At 38.1% G+C, this 24,510-nt stretch carries 16 protein-coding genes; 11 read left to right on the top strand and 5 right to left on the bottom strand.

Going from position 1 to position 24,510, the window contains the following annotated elements; translation table 11 throughout:
- The 4 genes from rpoB to VIH09_RS04405 form a co-directional block, all read left to right on the top strand.
- On the top strand, positions 1-2,286 hold a 2,286-nt coding region (gene rpoB / locus VIH09_RS04420), incomplete at its 5' end, for a DNA-directed RNA polymerase subunit beta (protein WP_331578292.1).
- 275 nt (positions 2,287-2,561) lie between these two features.
- On the top strand, positions 2,562-6,869 hold the full coding sequence (gene rpoC / locus VIH09_RS04415; protein WP_331578290.1) for a DNA-directed RNA polymerase subunit beta': 4,308 nt from the start codon (positions 2,562-2,564) through the stop codon (positions 6,867-6,869).
- A 3-nt stretch (positions 6,870-6,872) separates the two neighbouring features.
- Positions 6,873-7,184: a DUF3467 domain-containing protein gene (locus tag VIH09_RS04410; protein WP_331578288.1), complete on the top strand. Its 312-nt coding sequence runs from the start codon at positions 6,873-6,875 to the stop codon at positions 7,182-7,184.
- A gap of 329 nt (positions 7,185-7,513) precedes the next feature.
- Entirely contained in the window at positions 7,514-7,864 is a 351-nt protein-coding gene (locus VIH09_RS04405) for a hypothetical protein (protein WP_331578286.1), read from the top strand.
- An 87-nt stretch (positions 7,865-7,951) separates the two neighbouring features.
- On the opposite strand, the gene VIH09_RS04400 is transcribed toward VIH09_RS04405, so the two are convergent.
- Complete coding sequence (locus tag VIH09_RS04400; protein WP_331578284.1) at positions 7,952-9,541, bottom strand: peptide chain release factor 3; 1,590 nt, start codon at positions 9,539-9,541, stop codon at positions 7,952-7,954.
- 101 nt (positions 9,542-9,642) lie between these two features.
- Positions 9,643-11,082: an alpha-amylase gene (locus tag VIH09_RS04395; RefSeq protein ID WP_331578282.1), complete on the bottom strand. Its 1,440-nt coding sequence runs from the start codon at positions 11,080-11,082 to the stop codon at positions 9,643-9,645.
- A gap of 722 nt (positions 11,083-11,804) precedes the next feature.
- Between VIH09_RS04395 and VIH09_RS04390 the strand changes: the two genes are divergently transcribed.
- From VIH09_RS04390 to VIH09_RS04370, 5 genes are all read left to right on the top strand, one after another.
- Positions 11,805-13,235, top strand: a complete 1,431-nt coding sequence (locus VIH09_RS04390; RefSeq protein WP_331578280.1) for a peptidylprolyl isomerase — start codon at positions 11,805-11,807, stop codon at positions 13,233-13,235.
- Between the two features lie 79 nt (positions 13,236-13,314).
- The gene (locus tag VIH09_RS04385) at positions 13,315-14,268 is read left to right on the top strand and encodes a MoxR family ATPase (protein WP_331578278.1); all 954 of its coding nucleotides are present in this window, start codon (positions 13,315-13,317) and stop codon (positions 14,266-14,268) included.
- Positions 14,269-14,609: 341 nt separating this feature from the next.
- Positions 14,610-17,381 (top strand): bifunctional aconitate hydratase 2/2-methylisocitrate dehydratase, encoded by a 2,772-nt coding sequence (locus VIH09_RS04380; protein ID WP_331578276.1) that lies wholly within the window; start codon positions 14,610-14,612, stop codon positions 17,379-17,381.
- 103 nt (positions 17,382-17,484) lie between these two features.
- Complete coding sequence (locus VIH09_RS04375; protein ID WP_331578274.1) at positions 17,485-19,749, top strand: aconitate hydratase; 2,265 nt, start codon at positions 17,485-17,487, stop codon at positions 19,747-19,749.
- A 287-nt stretch (positions 19,750-20,036) separates the two neighbouring features.
- The gene (locus tag VIH09_RS04370) at positions 20,037-21,461 is read left to right on the top strand and encodes a C40 family peptidase (RefSeq protein WP_331578272.1); all 1,425 of its coding nucleotides are present in this window, start codon (positions 20,037-20,039) and stop codon (positions 21,459-21,461) included.
- Between the two features lie 327 nt (positions 21,462-21,788).
- On the opposite strand, the gene VIH09_RS04365 is transcribed toward VIH09_RS04370, so the two are convergent.
- Positions 21,789-22,136, bottom strand: a complete 348-nt coding sequence (locus tag VIH09_RS04365) for a DUF6249 domain-containing protein (protein WP_331578270.1) — start codon at positions 22,134-22,136, stop codon at positions 21,789-21,791.
- A gap of 138 nt (positions 22,137-22,274) precedes the next feature.
- Here VIH09_RS04365 and VIH09_RS04360 point away from each other — a divergent pair, with 138 nt between their 5' ends.
- The gene (locus VIH09_RS04360; RefSeq protein WP_331578268.1) at positions 22,275-22,862 is read left to right on the top strand and encodes an RNA polymerase sigma factor; all 588 of its coding nucleotides are present in this window, start codon (positions 22,275-22,277) and stop codon (positions 22,860-22,862) included.
- On the top strand, positions 22,843-23,250 hold the full coding sequence (locus VIH09_RS04355) for a hypothetical protein (RefSeq protein WP_331578266.1): 408 nt from the start codon (positions 22,843-22,845) through the stop codon (positions 23,248-23,250). The genes VIH09_RS04360 and VIH09_RS04355 overlap by 20 nt, the downstream gene beginning before the upstream one ends.
- Positions 23,251-23,287: 37 nt before the next feature.
- Here the strand turns inward: VIH09_RS04355 and VIH09_RS04350 are convergent, their stop codons facing one another.
- Together VIH09_RS04350 and VIH09_RS04345 are read right to left on the bottom strand one after the other, a co-directional pair.
- A complete protein-coding gene (locus VIH09_RS04350; RefSeq protein ID WP_331578294.1) occupies positions 23,288-23,668 on the bottom strand; it encodes a PH domain-containing protein in 381 nt (126 codons plus the stop codon).
- 77 nt (positions 23,669-23,745) lie between these two features.
- Positions 23,746-24,510: NAD(P)-dependent oxidoreductase (locus VIH09_RS04345; protein WP_331578264.1), on the bottom strand; the 765-nt coding region annotated here is incomplete at its 5' end.

Below are 24,510 nucleotides of genomic sequence, written 5' to 3'. Positions count from 1 at the left end.
GTTCACTATACGCATTACGGACGTTTATGTCCAATTGAAACTCCTGAGGGACCAAACATTGGTTTGATTTCATCTCTTGGTGTTTATGCGAAAGTAAACGGAATGGGTTTCATCGAAACACCTTACCGTAAAGTAACCAATGGAACTGTAGATTTAGTTTCTACTCCAGTTTACTTAAGCGCAGAAGAAGAAGAAGGAATGATGATTGCTCAGGCAAACATTCAAATGGATGCTACTGGAAAAATTACTGCCGAAGACGTAATTGCACGTCAAGAAGGTGATTTCCCGGTAATTGAACCAACAAGAGTAGATTATACCGATGTTGCGCCAAACCAAATTGCTTCTATCTCAGCTTCTTTGATTCCTTTCTTAGAACATGATGATGCGAATAGAGCCTTGATGGGATCTAACATGATGCGTCAGGCCGTACCATTAATTCGTCCTGAAGCTCCAATTGTTGGAACTGGTTTAGAGCGTCAAGTTGCTTCTGATTCTAGAGTTTTAATTAACGCTGAAGGAGATGGAGTTATTGAATATGTAGATGCAAATATCATCACTATCAAATACGATCGTTCTGAAGAAGAAAGGATGGTAAGTTTTGATTCTGATGAGAAAACATACAATCTAATTAAATTTAGAAAAACCAATCAAGGGACAAGTATCAACCTTAAACCTATCGTAAGAAGAGGGGATAGAGTGGTTCTTGGACAAGTATTATCAGAAGGTTATGCAACCCAAAATGGTGAATTAGCTTTAGGTCGTAACTTAAAAGTGGCGTTTATGCCATGGAAAGGATACAACTTTGAGGATGCGATTGTAATTTCTGAAAAAGTAGTTCGTGACGATATATTTACGTCTATTCACGTTGATGATTATTCATTAGAAGTGAGAGATACTAAACTAGGTAACGAAGAATTGACTAACGATATACCAAACGTTTCTGAAGAAGCTACTAAAGATTTGGATGAAAATGGTATGATTAGAATTGGAGCCGAGGTTAAACCTGGTGACATTTTGATCGGAAAAATTACTCCAAAAGGAGAATCAGATCCTACTCCTGAAGAGAAATTGCTTCGTGCAATCTTCGGGGATAAAGCAGGTGATGTAAAAGATGCTTCATTGAAAGCGTCTCCTTCTTTACATGGTGTAGTTCTAGACAAAAAATTGTTCGCAAGAGCAGTAAAAGATAAACGCAAACGTACGCAAGATAAAGATGCTTTAGGCGCTTTAGAAATGGAATTCGAAGTTAAATTTGTTGAATTGAAAGACAAATTAATTGAGAAACTTTTCTTAATCGTTAACGGTAAAACATCTCAAGGTGTAATGAATGATTTGGGTGAAGAAGTTTTACCAAAAGGTAAAAAATACACTCAGAAAATGCTTAACGCTGTTGAAGATTTTGCTCACTTAAGTAAAGGTCAATGGGTTGCTGATGATGCAACCAATAAAATGGTTAATGATTTAATTCATAACTATAAAATTAAATTGAACGATTTACAAGGTGCATTGCGTAGAGAGAAATTCACGATTACTGTAGGTGATGAATTGCCTGCTGGAATTTTGAAATTAGCTAAAGTATATATTGCCAAGAAACGTAAGTTGAAAGTTGGGGATAAAATGGCGGGACGTCACGGTAACAAAGGTATTGTTGCAAGAATCGTTCGTCATGAAGATATGCCTTTCCTTGAAGACGGAACGCCAGTTGATATCGTGTTAAATCCATTAGGGGTACCTTCACGTATGAACATCGGTCAAATTTATGAGACGGTATTAGGTTGGGCTGGACAAAACTTGGGTAGAAAATTTGCTACTCCAATTTTCGATGGTGCTTCTCTTGACCAAATCAACGAATTGACTGACGAAGCTGGAATACCACGCTTTGGACATACACACCTTTACGATGGTGGAACTGGAGAGCGTTTCCATCAAGCAGCGACTGTTGGAGTTATCTATATGTTGAAATTAGGACATATGGTTGATGACAAGATGCACGCACGTTCAATCGGACCGTACTCATTGATTACGCAACAACCACTTGGTGGTAAAGCGCAATTTGGTGGACAACGTTTTGGAGAGATCGAAGTTTGGGCACTTGAGGCTTATGGAGCATCAAGTACACTTAGAGAAATCTTGACAGTTAAGTCTGATGACGTTATCGGTAGAGCTAAAACTTACGAAGCAATCGTAAAAGGAGAGTCTATGCCAGAACCAGGATTACCTGAATCATTCAATGTATTGATGCATGAATTGAAAGGTCTTGGATTAGACATTAGATTAGAAGAATAAAAATAGTTTGTAGTTGTCAGTCCCGATTTTTATCGGGGCTGATTACTCATTTTTAAGAGTTTTTAAGATTTATACCCGTAACCCGTTCCGATTTTTTATGTAAACCAGTAGGTTTTGTAAATAGCACTTTAATACATTATTAAAGTTTAGAGAAGTAACCCGAGGAAGTGGCTTAGGGATTTTACCAGTTTTTTTGAGCGATTCGCTCGATAGATATGGGAAGATCGTAAGTCTAAAACCAATTTTCAATTGCTAATAAATCAATAGTAAAAACTATGATGAATAATAGAAATAATAAAGATAAGAATCCTGTAAAAAGGTTCAATAAAATTTCGATAGGACTAGCTTCTCCTGAATCTATCTTGAAAGAATCAAGAGGTGAAGTTTTGAAGCCAGAAACTATCAACTACAGAACACACAAACCAGAACGTGATGGTCTTTTCTGCGAAAGAATTTTCGGACCAGTTAAAGATTTTGAATGTGCTTGTGGTAAATACAAAAGAATCCGTTACAAAGGAATCATTTGTGACCGTTGTGGTGTTGAAGTTACTGAGAAAAAAGTACGTAGAGATAGAGTAGGTCACATCAACCTTGTTGTGCCAATTGCTCATATCTGGTATTTCCGTTCTCTTCCTAACAAAATTGGTTACATACTTGGTCTTCCATCTAAGAAATTAGATATGATCATCTACTACGAAAGATACGTAGTGATCCAGGCTGGTATCGCCAAAAATGGTGAAGGTGAATCAGTACAAAGATTAGATTTCTTAACCGAAGAAGAATATTTGAATATCTTAGATACTCTTCCTGCGGACAATCAATATCTTGACGATTTTGATCCTAATAAATTCGTTGCCAAAATGGGAGCAGAATGTATTATGGATTTATTGGCAAGAATAGATCTTGACGAATTGTCTTATGAATTGAGACATAAAGCAAACAATGAAACGTCTAAACAACGTAAGACTGAAGCATTAAAAAGATTACAAGTTGTTGAATCTTTCCGTGAGTCTAACTTGAACCGTGAGAATCGCCCTGAATGGATGATTATGAAAGTGGTACCAGTTATACCGCCGGAATTGCGTCCTCTTGTGCCTCTTGATGGTGGTCGTTTTGCGACTTCAGATTTAAATGACTTATACCGTCGTGTAATCATTCGTAATAACCGTTTGAAAAGATTAATGGAGATCAAAGCTCCAGAAGTTATCTTGAGAAACGAAAAACGTATGTTGCAAGAATCGGTGGATTCATTATTTGACAATACACGTAAGGCTTCTGCAGTAAAAACAGAATCAAACAGACCATTAAAATCATTATCTGATTCCCTTAAAGGTAAGCAAGGACGTTTCCGTCAAAACTTACTTGGAAAACGTGTGGATTATTCCGCTCGTTCGGTAATTGTTGTTGGACCTGAATTGAAATTGTTCGAATGCGGTATCCCTAAAGATATGGCGGCTGAACTTTACAAACCTTTCGTTATCCGTAAATTGATAGAAAGAGGAATTGTAAAAACGGTTAAATCAGCCAAAAAAATAATAGACAAAAAAGAGCCTGTAGTTTGGGACATCCTTGAAAATGTAATTAAGGGACATCCTATATTGCTGAATCGTGCTCCTACTTTGCACAGATTAGGTATCCAAGCATTCCAACCAAAATTAATTGAAGGAAAAGCAATCCAATTGCACCCTTTAGTTTGTACTGCATTTAATGCGGATTTTGATGGGGATCAAATGGCGGTACATTTACCGTTAGGACCAGAAGCTATTCTTGAAGCACAATTGTTAATGTTGGCTTCTCATAACATTCTGAATCCTGCAAATGGTGCGCCAATCACGGTACCTTCTCAAGATATGGTTTTAGGTCTATATTATATGACCAAAGAACGTTTGTCTACTCCTGAACATAAAATTTTAGGTGAAGGAATCACTTTCTACTCTGCTGAAGAAGTAAATATTGCTTTGAATGAGGGAAGATTAGAATTGAATGCTCGTGTGAGAATAAGAGCAAAAGATTTTAATGAAGCTGGAGAATTGGTTTACAAAATTATTCAAACAACCGCTGGGCGTGTTATTTTTAATGAAGTAGTGCCAGAAGCGGCAGGTTATATCAATGATGTATTAACTAAGAAAAACCTTAGAGATATTATTGGTCACGTATTAAACGCGACTAGTGTACCTGAAACGGCTGCCTTCTTGGATAACATGAAAGATATGGGGTACAAATTTGCCTTTAGAGGTGGATTGTCATTCTCATTGGGTGATATTAGAATTCCAGAACAAAAACCAAAATTAATTGCAGATGCTAGAGAGCAAGTTGAAGGTATCTCTGCTAATTATAACATGGGTCTTATTACAAATAATGAACGTTACAACCAAGTTATTGATGTATGGACTTCTGCAAATGCTCAGCTTACTGAATTAGCAATGAAAAACATTAGAGAAGACCAACAAGGTTTCAACTCGGTGTATATGATGCTTGATTCTGGAGCGAGGGGTTCCAAAGAACAAATTCGTCAGTTAACCGGTATGCGTGGTTTGATGGCTAAGCCTAAAAAATCGACTGCTGGTGGTGGTGAAATTATTGAAAACCCGATTCTTTCTAACTTTAAGGAAGGTCTTTCTATCCTTGAGTACTTTATCTCTACTCACGGTGCGCGTAAAGGTCTTGCGGATACTGCCTTGAAAACGGCTGATGCAGGATATTTAACAAGAAGGCTGCATGATGTTTCTCAAGATGTTATTGTTAACATTGAAGATTGTGGAACATTAAGAGGTGTTGAAGTTTCAGCATTGAAAAAGAATGAAGAAATTGTTGAATCATTAGGAGAAAGAATTTTAGGACGTGTTGCATTGCAAGACGTAATCAATCCTTTAACTAATGAAGTGTTGATCCAATCTGGGCAACAAATCACTGAGGCAATAATGAAACAAATCGAAGCTTCTCCTATCGAGAAAGTGGAAGTTCGTTCACCATTGACTTGTGAAGCGTTGAAAGGTATTTGTGCTAAATGTTACGGTAGAAACTTAGCTACAGGTAAAATGACACAAAGAGGTGAAGCAGTTGGTGTAATTGCAGCACAATCTATTGGAGAGCCAGGTACACAGTTGACACTACGTACTTTCCACGTTGGAGGGGTTGCGGGTGGAATCTCTGAGGAGTCTAGCATCGTTACTAAATTTAACGGTAAACTAGAAATCGAAGATTTAAAAACTGTTAAAGGAGAAGATAACGACGGAAACGCAGTTGATATCGTTGTTTCTCGTTCAACTGAATTAAAATTAGTTGATGCTAAAACAGGCATTGTATTAAATACGCACAACATTCCTTACGGTTCAAGTATTTTTGTAAAAGACGGTCAGTCTGTTTCAAAAGGAGATGTGATCTGTAAATGGGATCCATATAATGGAGTTATTGTTTCTGAGTTTACTGGAAAAATTGCTTACGAAGAATTAGAGCAAGGTCAATCTTACATGGTTGAAATTGATGAGCAAACCGGTTTCCAAGAAAAAGTAATTTCTGAGTCTAGAGCCAAAAAATTAATTCCAACATTATTGGTTTACGGTAAAGACAATGAATTGATTCGTTCTTACAACTTACCAGTTGGAGCCCACTTGATGGTAGAAAATGGTGAGAAAATTAAAGCAGGTAAAGTATTGGTTAAAATTCCACGTCGTTCTTCTAAATCAGGAGATATCACTGGAGGTCTACCAAGAATTACCGAACTTTTAGAAGCTCGTAATCCTTCAAACCCAGCTGTGGTTTCAGAAATCGATGGTGTTGTTTCTTTTGGAAAAATCAAAAGAGGTAACCGTGAGATTATAATTGAATCCAAATTTGGTGAGGTTAAGAAATACTTAGTTAAACTTTCAAGTCAAATTCTTGTTCAAGAGAATGACTTCGTTAGAGCTGGTGTTCCTTTGTCTGATGGGGCAATCACTCCGGAAGACATCTTAAGAATTAAAGGGCCTGCTGCTGTTCAACAGTATTTGGTTAATGAAATTCAAGAAGTATACCGTTTGCAAGGGGTAAAAATTAACGACAAGCACTTTGAAGTAGTAATACGTCAAATGATGCGTAAAGTTAGAGTGCAAGATCCAGGGGATACATTATTCCTAGAAGATCAATTGATTCATACCAAAGACTTTATCTACCAAAATGATAAATTATACGGAATGAAAGTAATTGAAGATGCTGGAGATTCTGCTAACTTAAAAGAAGGTCAAATTATCTCGCCTCGTGAGTTGCGTGATGAAAATTCTCTTTTGAAACGTACCGATAAAAATATCGTTGTGGCTCGTGATGTTATCACTGCAACTGGAACTCCTGTTTTACAAGGAATTACAAGAGCATCGCTTCAAACGAAATCATTTATTTCGGCTGCTTCTTTCCAAGAGACTACTAAAGTGTTAAATGAAGCTGCTGTTGCAGGTAAAATTGACTACTTAGAAGGATTGAAAGAAAATGTAATTGTAGGTCACAGAATTCCTGCCGGTACTGGTATGAGAGAATATGATCACACGATTGTAGGTTCAAAAGAAGACTATAATGATATGATGGCAAATAAAGAGGAATATATTTATTAAGACATGAGTAATTCTAAACAACAACAAGAGCAAATTAATATCGAACTGGACGAGAAAACGGCTGAAGGGATTTATTCCAATCTAGCCATAATCAACCATTCATCATCTGAATTTGTTTTAGATTTTGTAAGTATCATGCCTGGTATTCCAAAGGCCAAAGTAAAATCAAGAATTGTCTTGACACCGCAGCACGCCAAAAGATTGTTAAAGGCAATTGGAGAAAACATTCACCGTTTTGAACTCGCTCATGGCGAAATTAAAGACACAGAACAACCTCCAATTCCACTTAACTTTGGTCCCGCGGGACAAGCATAATTATACAGAAAAGGCTCCAGAAATGGAGCCTTTTTTTATGCGCGTAATTTTGATCTGTTGGGTCAAGATTCCACTCATTTTTGCTACAGTGTAGCGTATTTTTTCGCTTTTTCGTTCTGATCAATTTTTATTCAAATCCTTTTATGTCGTTGTTTTTCATTGCGTTTTTTTAGTAGCGAATGAGTTTAATGGTGGCTCTAAGGTGTTATTTTACCGTTTAACAGATAATTATGGTCTTTCGTCGGAAAGATTTTACGGTGGCGTATTATTGATTTACGTTTGCGGCAGATTAGATGACACTTAGTGGTCATTGAATAACAAATTCATTTATGAACGATTTTTCAAATAAAGACAACGCACTAAAAAACATGACTGTTTTACTTATGTTTGTTTTTATATTTCTTTCAAATGTTTCCGTTTTTGGTCAGGAGACCAAGAAAGAAAGCGTTATCTCAAATACGAAAGAAATCGTCAGTGATGCAAAAGAAGAAAGCACTTCAACTTCTAATATGGATTTCGTTCTTTGGTTCATGGGCTCAAAACAAGATCCAAATAGCACAATTTCAACTGAAGGCATCAACACAAAGAAAAAAATAATGACATCAGGATTGGCGCCCAACCGTTTGCTGATCAAAGCTTTTTTAAAGAAAGCTGTTAATTTCGAAAGTTCACTAGCTTAAACAGAAAAAGATTACTCCCTTATAGATATAAAAAAAAACGCTAATTTGTAAATTAGCGTTTTTTTGTGCGATATATTTTCTTTCTATTTAATCAAACTCAGATGTAAAAAATAGTTTCACACTCGGGTACTTATTTTGTGTCATTTGAATGGTGAAATCCGAATCGGCAAGAAATACCAATTGGCCATATTTATCGTGAGCCAAGAACTTCTGTTTGATTCTTCTGAATTCTTTGAACTCATTGTTTTTAGCATCATCGGGTTTTACCCAACAAGCTTTATGAACAGGGAAGTTCTCATAGGTACATTTAGCGCCGTATTCGTGCTCTAAACGGTATTGGATTACTTCATACTGAAGCGCGCCAACTGTTCCAATGATTTTTCTGTTGTTCATTTCCAGTGTAAATAACTGGGCGACACCCTCATCCATCAACTGGTCAATACCTTTGTCAAGCTGTTTGGCTTTCATCGGATCGGCGTTGTTGATGTATCTAAAATGCTCTGGGGAGAAACTTGGGATACCTTTGAAGCTCATGATTTCCCCTTCAGTCAAGGTGTCTCCAATTTTAAAGTTTCCCGTATCGTGAAGTCCTACTATGTCCCCAGGATAAGAAATGTCAACTATTTCTTTTTTCTCGGCAAAAAAGGCGTTCGGGCTTGAAAATTTTAAATTCTTTTTTTGACGTACATGATAGTATGGTTTATTTCTTTCAAAAGTTCCCGATACAATTTTTATAAATGCCAATCTGTCTCTGTGTTTAGGGTCCATATTGGCATGGATCTTAAACACGAACCCTGACATTTTCTCTTCTTTAGGATCGACTAATCTGGTTTCGGACTCTTTTGCTCTTGGCGATGGCGCTATGGCGACAAAGCAATCCAATAGTTCCCGTACACCAAAATTATTTAATGCCGAACCAAAAAACACGGGTTGTAGCTTCCCGTCCAGATAATCCTGGCGATCAAATTTAGGATAAACTTCATCGATCAATTCTAGTTCTTCCCTTAGTGTGTCGGCTGGTTTTTGACCAATTATTTTTTCCAGTTCGGGATTTTGCACATCGGAAAAAGCGATGGTTTCTTCGATGTTCTTGCGGTTGTCGCCACTAAATAAATTTATGTTTTTCTCCCATAAATTATAAATCCCCTGAAAGTCGTAACCCATCCCTATTGGGAAACTAAGTGGCGTAACAGTTAGTCCCAGTTTTTGCTCGACTTCGTCCATTAAGTCAAACGCGTCTTTTCCTTCACGATCCATTTTATTGATGAAAATGATGATGGGAATTTTTCGCATTCTACATACGGCGACTAATTTCTCCGTTTGTTCCTCGACTCCTTTGGCAACATCAATCACCACAATGACGCTGTCGACAGCAGTCAAAGTTCTAAAGGTGTCTTCTGCAAAATCCTTGTGCCCTGGGGTATCAAGAATATTTATTTTTTTTTCTTTGTAATTAAAAGCTAAAACGGAGGTGGAAACAGAAATCCCCCTCTGACGTTCAATTTCCATGAAATCACTAGTTGCTCCTTTTTTGATTTTGTTGTTTTTTACAGCACCCGCTTCTTGAATCGCCCCACCAAAAAGGAGGAGTTTTTCTGTAAGTGTTGTTTTACCTGCATCGGGATGCGAGATAATTCCGAAAGTTCTTCTTCGTTGTATTTCTTTTAAAAAGCTCATGTATCGTATAAATAGTCTGCAAAAGTACTACTTATAAATGCAATAAAAAAAAATGAGGCTGTCTTTTAGGACAGCCTCATTTATATCGAAATCTAAACTCTTTACATGTTAATTGACCAAACTGAATAACTGTTTGGAGGACTTTGGATTTTTACCCATTTGTCTCCTTGGGTTGTTGGTAACCAATTAGAATTACCTGTAAAATCCTTGATTTGAGCATTGGTCCAGTTGGTAGGTACCCATCTTTCTAACCATGAGGAAGAATTGTTTATGTAAACAACTAATCCTGGGTTTCCGTTATAGCCGTTTCTTCGGGCAATGTACTCGTCGTTATCGGCATATAAAATTGATGTCGTTCCGGTTGCTTTATTGTTGTGTATCCAAATAAGGTTGTCCATCTTTGCCTTGTTCAGCCATTCTTCATAATCCCTGTAAAAGATAGTTGGGTATCCTTCGTGCGTAAGAATGTAAGCATAAGCCAATTCTTTTTTCCAAATTTCATCGGTGTCATGATTAGTTACGAAAGTAACCGCTTTGTACGGGTTTCTTTTCCACATCATATCATCGTTCAACAGATTAAGGTTATTCCCGTCAAAAGCGTCATTCATTTTATAATAGCAGGCGAAATCAAATACGGAACTGTTGGCGTTGTTGGCCCACCATTCCAAAGTGTTTACGTTTGAATCCCAATACTCTCCCACGGAGAAGCCACCTACGTTTGCATTCCAGTCTTTGACAACCCATGGTCCAAAACCTTTTACGTAGTCAAATCTCCAACCGTCAAATTTCATTGTGTTTTTATAGTACTTACCCACGCCATCAGTGCGCAACCAAAGCCAATTCTGCACGTTAGGGGTCACATGCGCGAGGTCCGGAAAACCTCCAAAAGCGCCTTCGTCATTGTTTCCGTATGCATTTTTGTAAAAATCGGCACTTGTTCTTGGGAATTTTCCTGAAGCAACGCCAGTAAAATTAGTGTAGGTTTGCGTTCCTGTATAAGGGTTGTTTTCTAGCTGTCCTCCGCTATTGTGATTGAGTACCATATCAGCATATACTTGCATATTTTCAGTATGTGCTTTGGTAATCAGGCTTACCAACTCGGTTTTGGAACCAAAACGAGTCTCTATAGTGCCGTTTTGATTATAGTTTCCAAAATCGAAATAATCGGTAGGGTCATAGCCCATGGAGAAAGGGCCATTTTGCGCTTTGGAAACTGGCGGCAACCAGATGGAGCCTATACCGGCATTGGACCATGCGGTGACTTTTGTACCTAATGTATTCCACCAGTTTCCACCCGAAGGGACATCCCAGTAAAAAGCTTGCATCATTACGCCTCCCCCTGGATTTGAGACATACTTTCCTGTTGCTGAAGTTGTTGTTCCCGTGCTGAATGGGTGTCCATCATGGTGAGTTACATCTACCACTTTGAATTGTGATGCTGCAGCAGCAGAATCGGTTACTATATCCTCGTTTGAGTTGCATGAGTAGAAGCCCAGCGCCAAAGCTGCTAAGGCGTAAATCTTAAAATTTGGTTTTTTCATGAAATGGTTGATTTAGGTTAATTAATGTTTTTGGATATTAGTGGTATTTATATTTTATTCGATTTGAATAGCAGTGTGATTGTTGATTATATCGGTAGGATAATCACGATTTAATTGCGACATGCATTTTAAATAAGCAATTATTTTGCGAATAGTTCTTTTACGGCATTGCTAATGTATATAAATTTCCGGGTGAAACACTTTGCGAATTCTAAATTCAAGAGCGAAAACGTTGTAGTGTTGACAACTTTTAATGCATTTTGTTAAAAATGAGTCGTTTGCTCATTGTTTCTTTTAAATTAGTGATATTTGGTAATCTTATTGTTAGGGTAAAAAACAAGTTGTGTTTGGGCTTAAAATCGAATTCATAAAGAGGAAAATGTAGAATTGATCAGAGCAGATCAGTTTAAAGGGTTAATTCGGTTTTTGTACTTGCAAAGTCACGAGTAAGAAGTTGTTATCTAAAGGAACTGTCAGGTGAAATCATCAAAATGGAAGATTTAGTAAAAGCGCTTATAATTTTTTGTTAATAGTACTAGGGAAACTTGTATTATGTATTTGAATTGTTATTTTTGTTCGCTTTAACACTCAGGAAAGTTTGTAGGAACATTTTTATTTCTTGACGCTTATGACGTATATTTGGCCAGATTCATTAGGGCTGTGTAAACGAAATCTTTGCAGCGTAGAAAAGGATGCTTACAATAAAATATAAATATCAAATAATGCCATTAAAAACAATACAAATGAAGTCCATTAATAGTAGAATTGCACTAGTTTTTTTTCTTGTACTTTTTTCAGGTACGATCACCAGAGCGCAAGAAATCATTAAAGACAGTGTGGTTGCTCCTGTTAAAAAAATCCAATCTAATCAAAGACAGAAAATAGACGGCATCATTGCCACTGTAGGGGATTACATCATTTTAGATTCAGATATTGACAAATCATACTTAGAGATTTCAAGTCAGGGTGGTTCAGTAAAGGATATCACAAGATGCCAAATGCTAGGGAAATTATTGGAAGATAAATTATATGCGCATCAAGCCATCCAGGACAGTGTAAAAGTTACAGATGCTGAGATAAAAGGCGTGATGGAAGATAAAATAAACTCTATGGTAGGCCAAATTGGTTCTATGGATAAAGTAGTGAAGTATTACAATAAAAGTTCAGAAGAGGAATTCAGAAGCTATTTCTTTGACATTTTGAAAGAACAGAGATTGATTTCAGAAATGCAAAAAAAGATTATAGGCGAAGTGGAAATTACGCCTGAAGAAGTTCGTAATTTTTTCAAAACGATACCAAAAGAAGAATTACCTGTTTTCGGGGCAGAAATGGAAGTGGCGCAGATTGTTGTGACACCTAAAGTATCTGATGAAGAGAAGCGAAAAGTGATTGATAAATTGAACCAGTTCAAGAAAGAGATTGAAGAAGGTTCCAGTTTTGCAACTAAAGCGGTTTTGTATTCTCAAGATCCGGGTTCAAGATCAAATGGTGGTTATTACAAAATGAATAGAAAAACACCGTTTGTAAAAGTATTTAAAGATGTCGCTTTTAGCCTTGCTGAAGGTGAGATTTCTGCACCTTTCGAGACTGATTTTGGATTCCACATCATATATGTTGAAAAAATTAAAGGACAAGAGTTAGAATTGCGTCATATATTATTGACACCTACAGTAACGGAAGAAGCGTTGAACGAAGCCAAAGAAAAAATCACTTTACTCAGAAAAAGAATCGAGGATAAAGAATTAACTTTTGCAGAGGCGGCAAGAAAATTTTCTGATGAGAAAGAAACCAAAACAAATGGAGGAGCTTTAATTAATCCCCAAACACAAGATACCCGTTTTGAACTGACAAAAATGGACCCTTCCCTTTACGGTCAGGTATCTAATTTAAAAGATGATGAAGTTTCCCAACCTATTATTGATATTGATGAACAAGGAAGAAAAAGCTATAAGCTAATTACCGTTACTAATAGGATAAACGAGCACACCGCCAACTATGCAACTGATTATATAAAAATCAAGCAATTGGCGCTAAAGGAAAAACAGTTTAGGGTGATAGGAAAATGGTTTGACGAAAAAATAAATGAAACCTACATTAAAATCCTAGGGGAATATAGAGACTGTGAGTTTACCAATAATTGGTTAAAAAAATAATTTCTGTTAAATAAATAAAAAGAGTTAGCTTTATGATTTCATAGGGTTAACTCTTTTTTAATTTAAAATACTTTTTAAAATGTCTGACGTAGCTGCAATACATAATTTGGTTAAAAAGCGAAATGAGCTGAAAAGCGAAATTGCTAAAATTATCGTGGGTCAGGATGCCGTGGTAGATCAGATATTACTTTGTATTTTTTCTGGAGGTCACGCACTTTTGGTTGGAGTTCCAGGACTGGCCAAAACTTTAATGGTAAATACGCTGGCGCAAGCTTTGGGTCTTAATTTCAAAAGAATCCAGTTTACTCCTGATCTAATGCCTTCCGACATATTAGGGAGCGAAATATTAGATGAAAACCGTCAATTCAAGTTCTTGAAAGGGCCTGTTTTTTCGAACATAATCCTGGCGGATGAAATCAACAGGACGCCGCCAAAAACGCAAGCGGCATTATTAGAAGCCATGCAGGAGCGTTCAGTCACGATTGCCGGGGAAAACTACAAGTTGGACTTGCCTTATTTTGTTTTGGCAACCCAAAATCCCATAGAACAGGAAGGTACTTACCCATTGCCGGAAGCGCAACTGGACCGTTTTATGTTTGCCATCAAACTCGAATATCCTTCTTTTGCAGAGGAAGTTCAGGTGGTAAAACGAACCACTTCGGATATAGTCAATACGATCAACCCATTGTTTACTTCACAAGAAATTATCGATTTCCAATTCTTGATCCGCCGGATTCCAGTAGCGGACAATGTCATTGAATATGCGGTGACCTTGGTTAGTAGAACACGTCCAGACAACGGACTTTCTAATGATTATGTAAAAAGTTATCTGGATTGGGGAGCTGGACCTAGAGCATCGCAAAACCTAATTTTGGCTGCCAAAGCGCACGCGGCTTTCAATGGGAAATTTTCTCCTGACATCGAAGATGTAAAAGCTGTGGCAACAGGAATTTTGCGCCACAGGATTATCAAAAACTACAAGGCGGATGCCGAAGGAATAACCGAAGAAATGATTATTTCAAAGTTGCTTTAAAGTGATTTTTATTAGTTGTTTTAGACTTGGATTCGGAATGAACTACAACGTTTTCTCTTTGGATGAAATTTCTGCATTTTAGAATAAATACTTATGCAAATGATTAATTGCTGATTAATTAAAAATATGTTAATTTTTTTTCATTTTGACAATTATATGTAATAAAAATCAGTATTAGATAATAATAATTTTTCAAAAGGGCGTCTTCATTAAATTTTTTTAGTTCTCACCTTTAATATGTAAATTTGCACTTGCAAACAAAAAGGACCTACTATACAATGGCTTTTCGATATTGAAATTTTCAATGGAATCTGCTATTAAAATTGAAAAAGACCTCTATTATGAATACTTATACCGATTACATTCAAGAGATTGAAGAAAGAAAAATCCAAGGGCTTAACCCGAAGCCAATTGATGGGGCTGAATTACTAAGCGAAATCATTTCGCAAATTAAAGATTTGAATAACAAGGATAGAGCGGATTCTCTTAACTTCTTTATTTATAATGTTGTACCGGGTACTACCCCTGCAGCTGGTGTGAAAGCTAAATTTTTGAAAGAAATCATTCTAGCGGAATCAGTAGTTGCTGAAATCACTCCTGCTTTTGCCTTAGAATTGTTATCACACATGAAGGGTGGTACTTCTATTGAAGTATTGCTTGATTTGGCTGTTGGTTCTGATGAAGCTATTGCTAAAGAAGCTGCAGCCGTTTTAAAGACACAAGTTTTTCTTTATGAAGCGGATACGGATCGTTTAGAAGAAGCGTTCAAAAACGGTAACCCAATAGCTGCAGCAATTCTGGAAAGCTATGCTAAGGCTGAGTTCTTTACTAAATTACCTGAAATAGCAGAAGAAATTAAGGTAATTACCTATATTGCTGGTGAAGGTGACATTTCAACCGATTTACTTTCCCCAGGGAATCAAGCACACTCAAGATCTGATCGTGAACTTCATGGTAAATGTTTGATTTCCCCTGAAGCACAAGATGAAATCAAAGCATTAGCGGAAGCGAATCCAGATAAGAGCGTTATGCTAATAGCTGAGAGAGGTACTATGGGCGTAGGGTCATCAAGAATGTCAGGTGTAAACAACGTGGCGTTATGGACAGGTAAAAAAGCAAGTCCTTATGTTCCATTTATCAACATTGCTCCGATTATTGCCGGTACAAACGGCATTTCTCCGATTTTTCTAACAACTGTAGGGGTTACAGGTGGAATTGGAATTGATCTTAAAAACTGGGCAAAAAAGCTAGATGCGCAAGGGAATGTTGTTCTTGATGAGGCAGGAGAAGCTATTCTTGAAGAAGTTTACTCTGTTGCTACTGGAACTGTTCTTACTATCAATACAAAAACGAAGAAACTTTATAATGGTGATAAAGAATTGATTGATATTTCATCTTCTTTAACTCCTCAAAAAGTGGAATTTATAAAAGCTGGTGGATCTTATGCTATCGTTTTCGGTAAAAAACTACAGACATTCGCAGCTAAAACTTTAAATATAGATATACCTCAGGTATATGCTGCTTCAAAAGAAGTTTCCATCGAAGGACAAGGTCTTACGGCAGTAGAAAAGATATTCAATAAAAACGCCGTTGGAACAACTCCAGGCAAGGTGTTGCACGCGGGTTCAGATGTGCGTGTGGAAGTAAACATTGTTGGATCCCAAGATACGACTGGTTTGATGACATCTCAGGAATTGGAGTCTATGGCTGCAACTGTGATTTCTCCAATTGTTGATGGCGCTTACCAATCAGGTTGTCATACTGCTTCAGTTTGGGACAATAAGTCAAAAGCAAATATCCCTAGATTAATGAAGTTTATGAACGACTTCGGTTTGATTACTGCACGTGACCCTAAAGGAGAATATCTTGCAATGACGGATGTTATTCACAAGGTACTTAATGATCTTACGGTTGATGATTGGGCAATTACTATTGGTGGTGACTCCCATACGAGAATGTCTAAAGGTGTTGCTTTTGGTGCTGACTCAGGAACTGTTGCGCTTGCATTGGCTACAGGTGAGGCTTCTATGCCGATCCCGCAATCAGTGAAGGTAACGTTCAAAGGGGAGATGAAGGAATATATGGATTTCCGTGATGTAGTTCATGCTACTCAATCTCAGATGCTTCATCAGTTTAAAGGAGATAATGTTTTCCAAGGTAGGGTTATTGAGGTACATATTGGTACTCTTACAGCTGACCAATCATTTACATTTACGGATTGGACTGCAGAGATGAAAGCGAAAGCATCTATCTGTATTTCTGAAGATGCTACTTTGATCGAATCATTAGAGATCGCAAAAGGTAGAATCCAGATCATGATTGATAAAGGGATGGATAATAAAACACAAGTTCTTAAAGGATTGATTGCTATTGCTGACAAGCGAATAGCGGAAATCAAATCAGGTGAGAAACCAGCATTGACTCCAGATGCAGATGCTAAGTATTTTGCTGAAGTTGTTGTTGATCTTGATGTAATTGCAGAGCCAATGATTGCGGATCCAGATGTAAATAACATTGATGTTTCTAAACGATATACTCACGATACAATTAGACCATTATCTTTCTATGGTGGTGATAAAAAAGTAGATCTTGGTTTCATTGGGTCTTGTATGGTTCATAAAGGCGATATGAAAATTCTTGCTCAAATGCTTAAGAATATAGATGCGCAAGAAGGTAAAGTGGAATTTAAAGCGCCACTAGTTGTAGCTCCTCCTACGTACAATATTGTTGACGAATTGAAGAAAGAAGGAGACTGGGAAATTTTACAAAAATATTCAGGTTTCGAATTTGACGATAACATACCTAAAGCGATAGCGCGTACATCGTACGAAAAAATGTTGTATTTGGAGCGTCCAGGATGTAATCTATGCATGGGTAATCAGGAAAAAGCGGCCAAAGGAGATACTGTAATGGCAACTTCTACGCGTCTTTTCCAAGGAAGAGTTGTTGAGGATAGTGAAGGTAAAAAAGGAGAATCTTTACTTTCGTCGACACCAGTTGTTGTTTTGTCTACAATCCTAGGTAGAACTCCTACTATAGAAGAATACAAATCTGCTGTAAAAGGGATCAACTTGACTAAGTTTGCACCTCCTCATAAGCAATTAGTTAGATAATTACAGATTGTCTATCAAATATATTAAGAAGCCCGAGCCATAAACTCGGGCTTTTTTTGTATATTGTGGAGTCTAAAATAGAACAACAAAAAACACTTATATTATGGCTTTTGATATTGAAATGATTAAAAAAGTGTATAACAACATGGCGACTCGTGTTGATAAAGCACGGGAAATTGTGGGGCATCCACTTACTTTAACAGAGAAAATTTTATACAATCACCTTTGGGATGGTTTGCCATCTAAAGCTTTTGGAAGAGGTAAGGACTATGTCGATTTCGCCCCGGATAGAGTGGCTTGTCAAGATGCAACGGCACAAATGGCATTACTGCAATTCATGCATGCAGGAAAATCTAAAGTGGCAGTTCCGACAACGGTGCACTGTGATCACCTGATTCAAGCTAAAGTTGATGCTGTTACCGATTTGGCCAGAGCAAAAACGCAAAGCAATGAGGTTTTTGAATTTCTTTCATCAGTGTCTAATAAGTACGGTATTGGTTTTTGGAAACCGGGAGCCGGAATTATTCATCAGGTAGTTCTTGAGAACTATGCATTTCCAGGTGGAATGATGATTGGTACCGATTCACATACTGTAAATGCGGGTGGTTTAGGTATGGTTGCCATTGGTGTTGGTGGTGCGGATGCGGTAGATGTAATGTCAGGAATGGCTTGGGAACTGAAATTCCCCAAACTAATCGGAATCAAATTAACGGGTAAGCTTTCAGGTTGGGCAGCTCCAAAGGACGTTATCCTTAAAGTGGCTGGAATTCTTACCGTAAAAGGAGGAACCGGAGCTATCGTTGAATATTTCGGAGAAGGTGCAACGTCTATGTCTTGCACTGGTAAAGGCACAATCTGTAACATGGGTGCTGAAATTGGTGCAACCACTTCTACATTTGGATATGATGCTTCTATGGGGCGTTATTTGCGTTCCACCAACAGAGCGGATGTAGCAGATGCCGCGGATAAAGTAGCAGACTATTTAACGGGTGATGCTGAAGTCTATGCTAATCCAGAAAAGTATTTTGATCAGGTTATCGAAATCAATCTTTCAGAACTGGAACCGCATTTAAACGGTCCTTTCACACCGGATTTGGCAACGCCAATTTCTAAAATGAAAGAAACAGCGATTAAAAATAACTGGCCATTGAAAATTGAAGTAAGTTTGATTGGTTCTTGTACCAACTCTTCTTATGAAGATATCTCTCGTGCCGCTTCAATAGCCAAACAAGTTACCGACAAAAAATTAAAATTAAAATCAAAATTCACGATCACTCCAGGTTCTGAAGCGGTTCGTTATACAATCGAGCGTGACGGTTTTATTGACACTTTCGATAAAATTGGTGCAACTGTTTTTGCAAATGCTTGCGGACCATGTATCGGAATGTGGGATAGAGAAGGGGCTGAAAAAGAAGAGCGTAACACTATAGTTCACTCTTTTAACCGTAACTTTTCTAAACGTGCTGACGGAAACCCAAATACATTGGCTTTCGTAGGTTCACCAGAATTGGTGACCGCTATGGCCATAGCAGGAGATTTAAGTTTCAATCCGTTGACCGATACCTTGATCAATGAGGACGGAGAGGAAGTGATGTTAGAAGCACCAACAGGTGACGAATTGCCGAAAAAAGGTTTTGAAGCTGAAGACCCAGGTTTTCAAGCCCCAGCTGCTGACGGTTCAGGTATTCAAGTGGCCGTGAGCGAAACTTCTGAACGTTTGCAACTTTTGGCTCCTTTTGCTCCATGGGATGGAAAAAACATTGTTGGTGCCAAATTGCTTATCAAAGCATTCGGGAAATGTACCACAGATCACATTTCTATGGCGGGACCATGGTTGCGTTACCGCGGGCATTTAGATAATATCTCAAATAATATGTTGATTGGTGCCATCAATGCATTCAACCAAAAAACAAATATGGTTAAAAATCAGTTGACTGGAACCTATGATGCCGTTCCTGCTGTAGCGCGTGCATACAAAGCTGCTGGAGTTCCTTCAATTGTTGTGGGTGACCATAACTATGGTGAAGGGTCATCTCGCGAGCATGCCGCAATGGAGCCTCGTTTCTTAGGAGTAAAAGCGGTATTGGTGAAATCTTTCGCTCGTATCCACGAAACAAACCTTAAAAAACAAGGTCTGCTAGGATTGACATTTGCCAATGAAGCGGATTACGATAAAATCCAGGAAGATGACACAATCAACTTCACGGATTTAGTTGATTTCGCTCCGGGAAAGCCATTAACATTGGAATTCGTTCATGCTGATGGAAGCAAAGATGTAATCATGGCTAACCATACCTACAACGAAGGACAGATTGGTTGGTTTGTCGCCGGTTCAGCATTAAACTTAATCGCTGCCGGAAAAGCATAAATCTAAGTTCTTGCCGATGATTCGGATCGGATAAATAATGCTAAAAACGCCCTCTGAAAACGGGGCGTTTTTTTTTATATTTTCAGATTTGTTAAATTCTTTATAAAGAGTTCTTAAAAAAGTGCGTTATTTGTATTTATAGGTTAAATTCGCCTTTATAGAATACTTTTTTTGTTCGTTTTAACGTTAAGGTATGACAATTCGATAATTTTTAACAATATGAAATGTTTTATAATGTTAAAAATCAAGCAGATACATGATTGGAAGATGAAATTTAAACAGGATTTATGGGGTACAAAAATTGGATTTTAACAATAGTTTTTTTATGCGGCTTTAGCGCTTTTTCTCAAGAAAAGTTCACGAAACACGTCGTTTCAAAGGGAGAAACCATTTCCAAAATTGCACAGCAATACGATGTAAAGACCAGCGCCATTTTTGAGCTCAATCCGGGCGCCAAAAACGGCATAAAATATAAGTCGGTTTTACTGATTCCAATTGCAGAGTCAAAAACAAAAAAAACGAATGCCGATCTTGCAACCAACTTTCCTTCAAAAAAACACGCAGTCCTTCCCAAAGAAACTCTTTACGGCATAGCAAAACAATATGGAGTAACCGTTGAAGAGCTTAAAGCGATAAACCCAACACTGGGGAAATCCGGACTACGCAACGGACAAAGTATCAATATTCCAGCTAAGTACTCTGATCAAAAAGCAGTAACCTCAATCGAGGAAATATCAAAAAAAACACAAAAAACAACAGCAGCTTCGCCGGTTAATGTGACGAAGGAAATTTTAACAGAAAGTCTTGTTCGCGAGGTCTTGCCGAATGAAACAAAGTACGCCATCGCAAAAGAATATGGAATTACTGTAGCTGACTTAGATAAAGCCAACCCTATTCTAGAAACCGAAGCCCTACAAATTGGACAAAAAATTGCCATTCCGGTAAAAGAGGAAAATATTGCCAAGACAGCGGCGGTCCAAGTAGAAATCGAAGACGAGAAAGCAATTGTCGTTGAAGAAAAGGTCATGCCAAAAACGGAAGCTACAGTTAGCGAGCGGGGGATAATCGACAGCAAAGTCGTCGAAACAACCGTTACTCGCAAGGTTTTGCCCAAAGAAACCAAGTATGGCATTGCTAAAGAATACGGCATTTCCGTAAAAGAATTGGAAAGACAAAACCCTAGGATCACAAAATCACTTCCCGTGGGCTACAATCTGGTTATTCGCAGTCTCAAGTTAATTTTGACAGCAGAATCCACTCAAAATGTCGAGAAGGATAGTGAACCGGAAAACACGAGTCCAACTTATAACCTCAAATCTTTTCATGGCGTTGATTTCTTGGATCAGTTGGTTTCTACCGCCTCTGAAAACATAGGGACGCGATACCGCACCGGCGGCACCACAAAAGAGGGCTTTGACTGTTCCGGTCTGATGTGCACCACTTTCGGGACTTTTGATATCCAATTGCCAAGGACATCCATCGAGCAGTCACGCTATGGCGTTAAGGTAAGCAACGAAGAGGCGCAAAAAGGAGATTTGATTTTCTTTAAGACTAACGGTAGACGCCAAATCAATCATGTTGGGATGGTAGTAGAGGTAAATGATGGGGACATCAAATTCATACATGCCTCCGTGGGTGGCGGAGTGATTATTTCGTCTATAAAAGAAAGGTATTATAGTAAAAAAGTTTCTCAAATCAACAGGGTATTGTAATACTGCTTACCAAAAAATATAAACGAACTCTCAAGCTAACTTGGGAGTTTTTTTATAGGAGCATTTTCCTGCTTTTGTTACAACCTTTTTCGGGTCCTTGATTTTTTCATTTGCCCCATAAGGAGCTTCCTTCAGTCGCTCTTCTGGGGCGAGAAAAAAGGCAAGCCCACCTCGTAAGGGTTTCCACTCTATCAGGGCTAGCTAATAAGGTAGCGAGTTAATTTGAATGCAGTGTCCTGTAAGCTAGTAGATAATCATTCAAAAAGGCATAAAAAAACTGCCATTGATGAAGTAGCAGTTTGATTTGATTGATGCTTGAAACGTTCTCTATTTGCTGTCTAAATCTTTAGTCATCTTAAACCCGATTAACAAACCGGCACCAGCGGTTAGAAAGATGATTCCAGGGTAAACGGCTTCGTTAGTGACACCGAAACCGTCTTGTACTGTTAGGGCCAATAATATCCCAGCGCCAATTCCCATCAGCAACAGCGCTAAATTTAGGATAAACACTTTCCAGATTGGAGCTGTGTCTTGTCTTTTGGACATGAAAATGCTGGCATCCGCTCCCTTTTCAATAAGGGCCAAGCGCTCCTTGTTACGTGTTGAGAAAAATAAATAAAATACTCCGAAAATTGCACCGAAAATTAGCGCGACAATAAATACTTCTGGTCCCATGATAGTTTGTTTTTTAATTGATTATTTTAATGTGTTCCTAGCTTAGGACGACAGATACTAAACTTTGGTTACAAGATTCCTTAAATTTTTTTAGTTTTGTTGTAACCTAAATCGATTAGCTATAGTCTTATTCATTATATGACCCAAAACGATCAACATTACATTAGCGAAATACTTGATGGCGATACCAGAGCATTTGCTATTCTGGTTGATCGATACAAAGATTTGGTTTTTACCTTGGCATTACGTATGCTTAAAAATAGGGAAGAGGCGGAGGAAGTCTCGCAGGATACCTTTATCAAAGTATTCAAATCTTTAGGCAAATTTAAGGGGGATTCCAAATTTTCGACATGGATCTACAGAATAACCTATAATGGCTGTTTGGATCGGTTGAAAAAACACAAACAAGAATACAATTGCATTCCCCTTGATGATTATACGGAGCGTAAATTAATGAAGTTAGACAATGCAATAGACGCGATGGAAACTCAGGAGCAGCAACAAACAATCAAAGAGTGCTTGCGGCTGCTGCCAAAGGAAGATGCTTTTTTGTTGACCTTGTATTATTATGAGGAACAATCTTTGGAGGAGATTTCAAAAATAATGGGCATAACGGCTAATTATGTCAAAGTGAAACTCTACCGAAGCCGGAAAAAATTGACTTCTATTTTAAAAGAAAAACTGGAACCTGAAATAATTGAACATTATGAACGCGAACGAAAATAAAGAAATGGATAACTTGATCAAAAAAGTTATCGAAAAAGCCCCGTTGGAGTCCCCTTCTTTCGATTTCACGGCTCAAATAATGGCACAGCTCGAGCATGCACAGCAAAGCGAGGCGACCGCATACAAACCTCTAATATCAAAAACGGTTTGGTTGTTCATTTTTGGGGCTGTTACCGCAATGATGTGTTATGCATTTACAGATCTGGCGCCTCAAGATGAAAGTACATTTAGAGGTGTAGATTTTAGTTTTCTCACAAGCAATAAAGTTTTAAACACTTTTTCTCGATTGACTTTTTCAAATACGGTCCTGTATGCCGTTCTGTCTTTATCAGTCATGTTGCTCATTCAAGTATCCGTACTTACATCATATTTTAATAAGCGATTTTAGATTTAATCAGATATTTCAGGTCGCAGCAGAAAGAGTCTTAGCCTAACACATGATGTGCCAGCACTTTTTGCACTTCATAAACATTGACTGATTTATTAAACTGCTTTATGATGCTAGGGTGTAATTCGCTGGAAACCCAGATTTTCAGTTCGGCGTCCAAGTCAAAGGTTCCCGCAGTCTCAATGCTGAACCGAGAAATGCTTTTATAGGAAATGGATTTGTATTCGGTTTTGCTTCCCGTCAAACCTTGTTTGTCGACTAGGATCAGCCTTTTGGTGGTGAAGATAAAAGTATCCCGAATCAGCTTAAAACCCAATTCGATTTCTTCTCCTTCAATCAAAAGAAGGCCATATTGTTTCGTCAATTGCTCTAGGCTTACGGTACCCGCGTTGCCAAGAAGTGCTGAGAAAATCCCCATATTGTTATTGGTGTTATTGGTTTGTTTTTTTGTCCCGAGCATAATATTCTCTAAAAGAACGATCTCGAAACGGATTTTTATTTTCTAAGACTTTTTATAATGGCCATGACATCCTCATCACCCAGACCTTCGTTTTGTGCGGCTGCATAGCTGTCAAACAATGGGTGTATTAATGGAGTGTCTAATCCCGCTTCCTTTGCCAGTCCCAAATCTTTTACAAGATGCTTCAGCGCAAAAGCGGCAGGATAGGAGTTCTCTAAAATCGAAGCTGATTTTATTTTGGTTATTCCGTTGCCACAAGCCCCTTCATTGATAATGCAGAGCATGTCCTCTTTACTTACGCCATTATTTTCTGCGAAAATGATGGTTTCCGCTAGTCCTTGAAGGTTGAGTCCCAAGAGGTAATTAATGGCCAACTTAGCTGAACTGGCCACTCCGGCTGCGCCCACGTGTATGGAAATTTTTCCCAATACGTCAAAAATGGGTTTGACTTTTTGATAGCTTTCGGCTGTAGATCCAACTAAAATAACAAGTGTCCCATCTTGTGCTGGTTTGACACTGCCCGAAACGGGCGCATCTACAAAACGAACTTCCTTTTTGCTGCAATTGATGGCCAAATAGCGCGAAGTTGCGGGAGAAACCGTACTCATGTTTATGACGATTTTCCCAGGATATTCTTTGTTCAATAGTCCTGATGGACCTTCAAAAATTTCTTTTACTGCGGCATCATTGGATAACATGGTCAAAACCACATCGCAACTTTCCATTAGTTCTTGCGGACTGTTGGCGGAGCTGGCGCCCGCTTCGATTGATTGGGATTCCTTGTCTTTGGTTCGGTTGTG

The sequence above is a fragment of the Flavobacterium sp. genome (assembly GCF_036515215.1).
Classification (GTDB): Bacteria; Bacteroidota; Bacteroidia; order Flavobacteriales; family Flavobacteriaceae; genus Flavobacterium.
The sequence above is the reverse complement of the archived record's forward strand: the minus strand, read 5'-3'. Positions and strand labels throughout refer to the sequence as shown.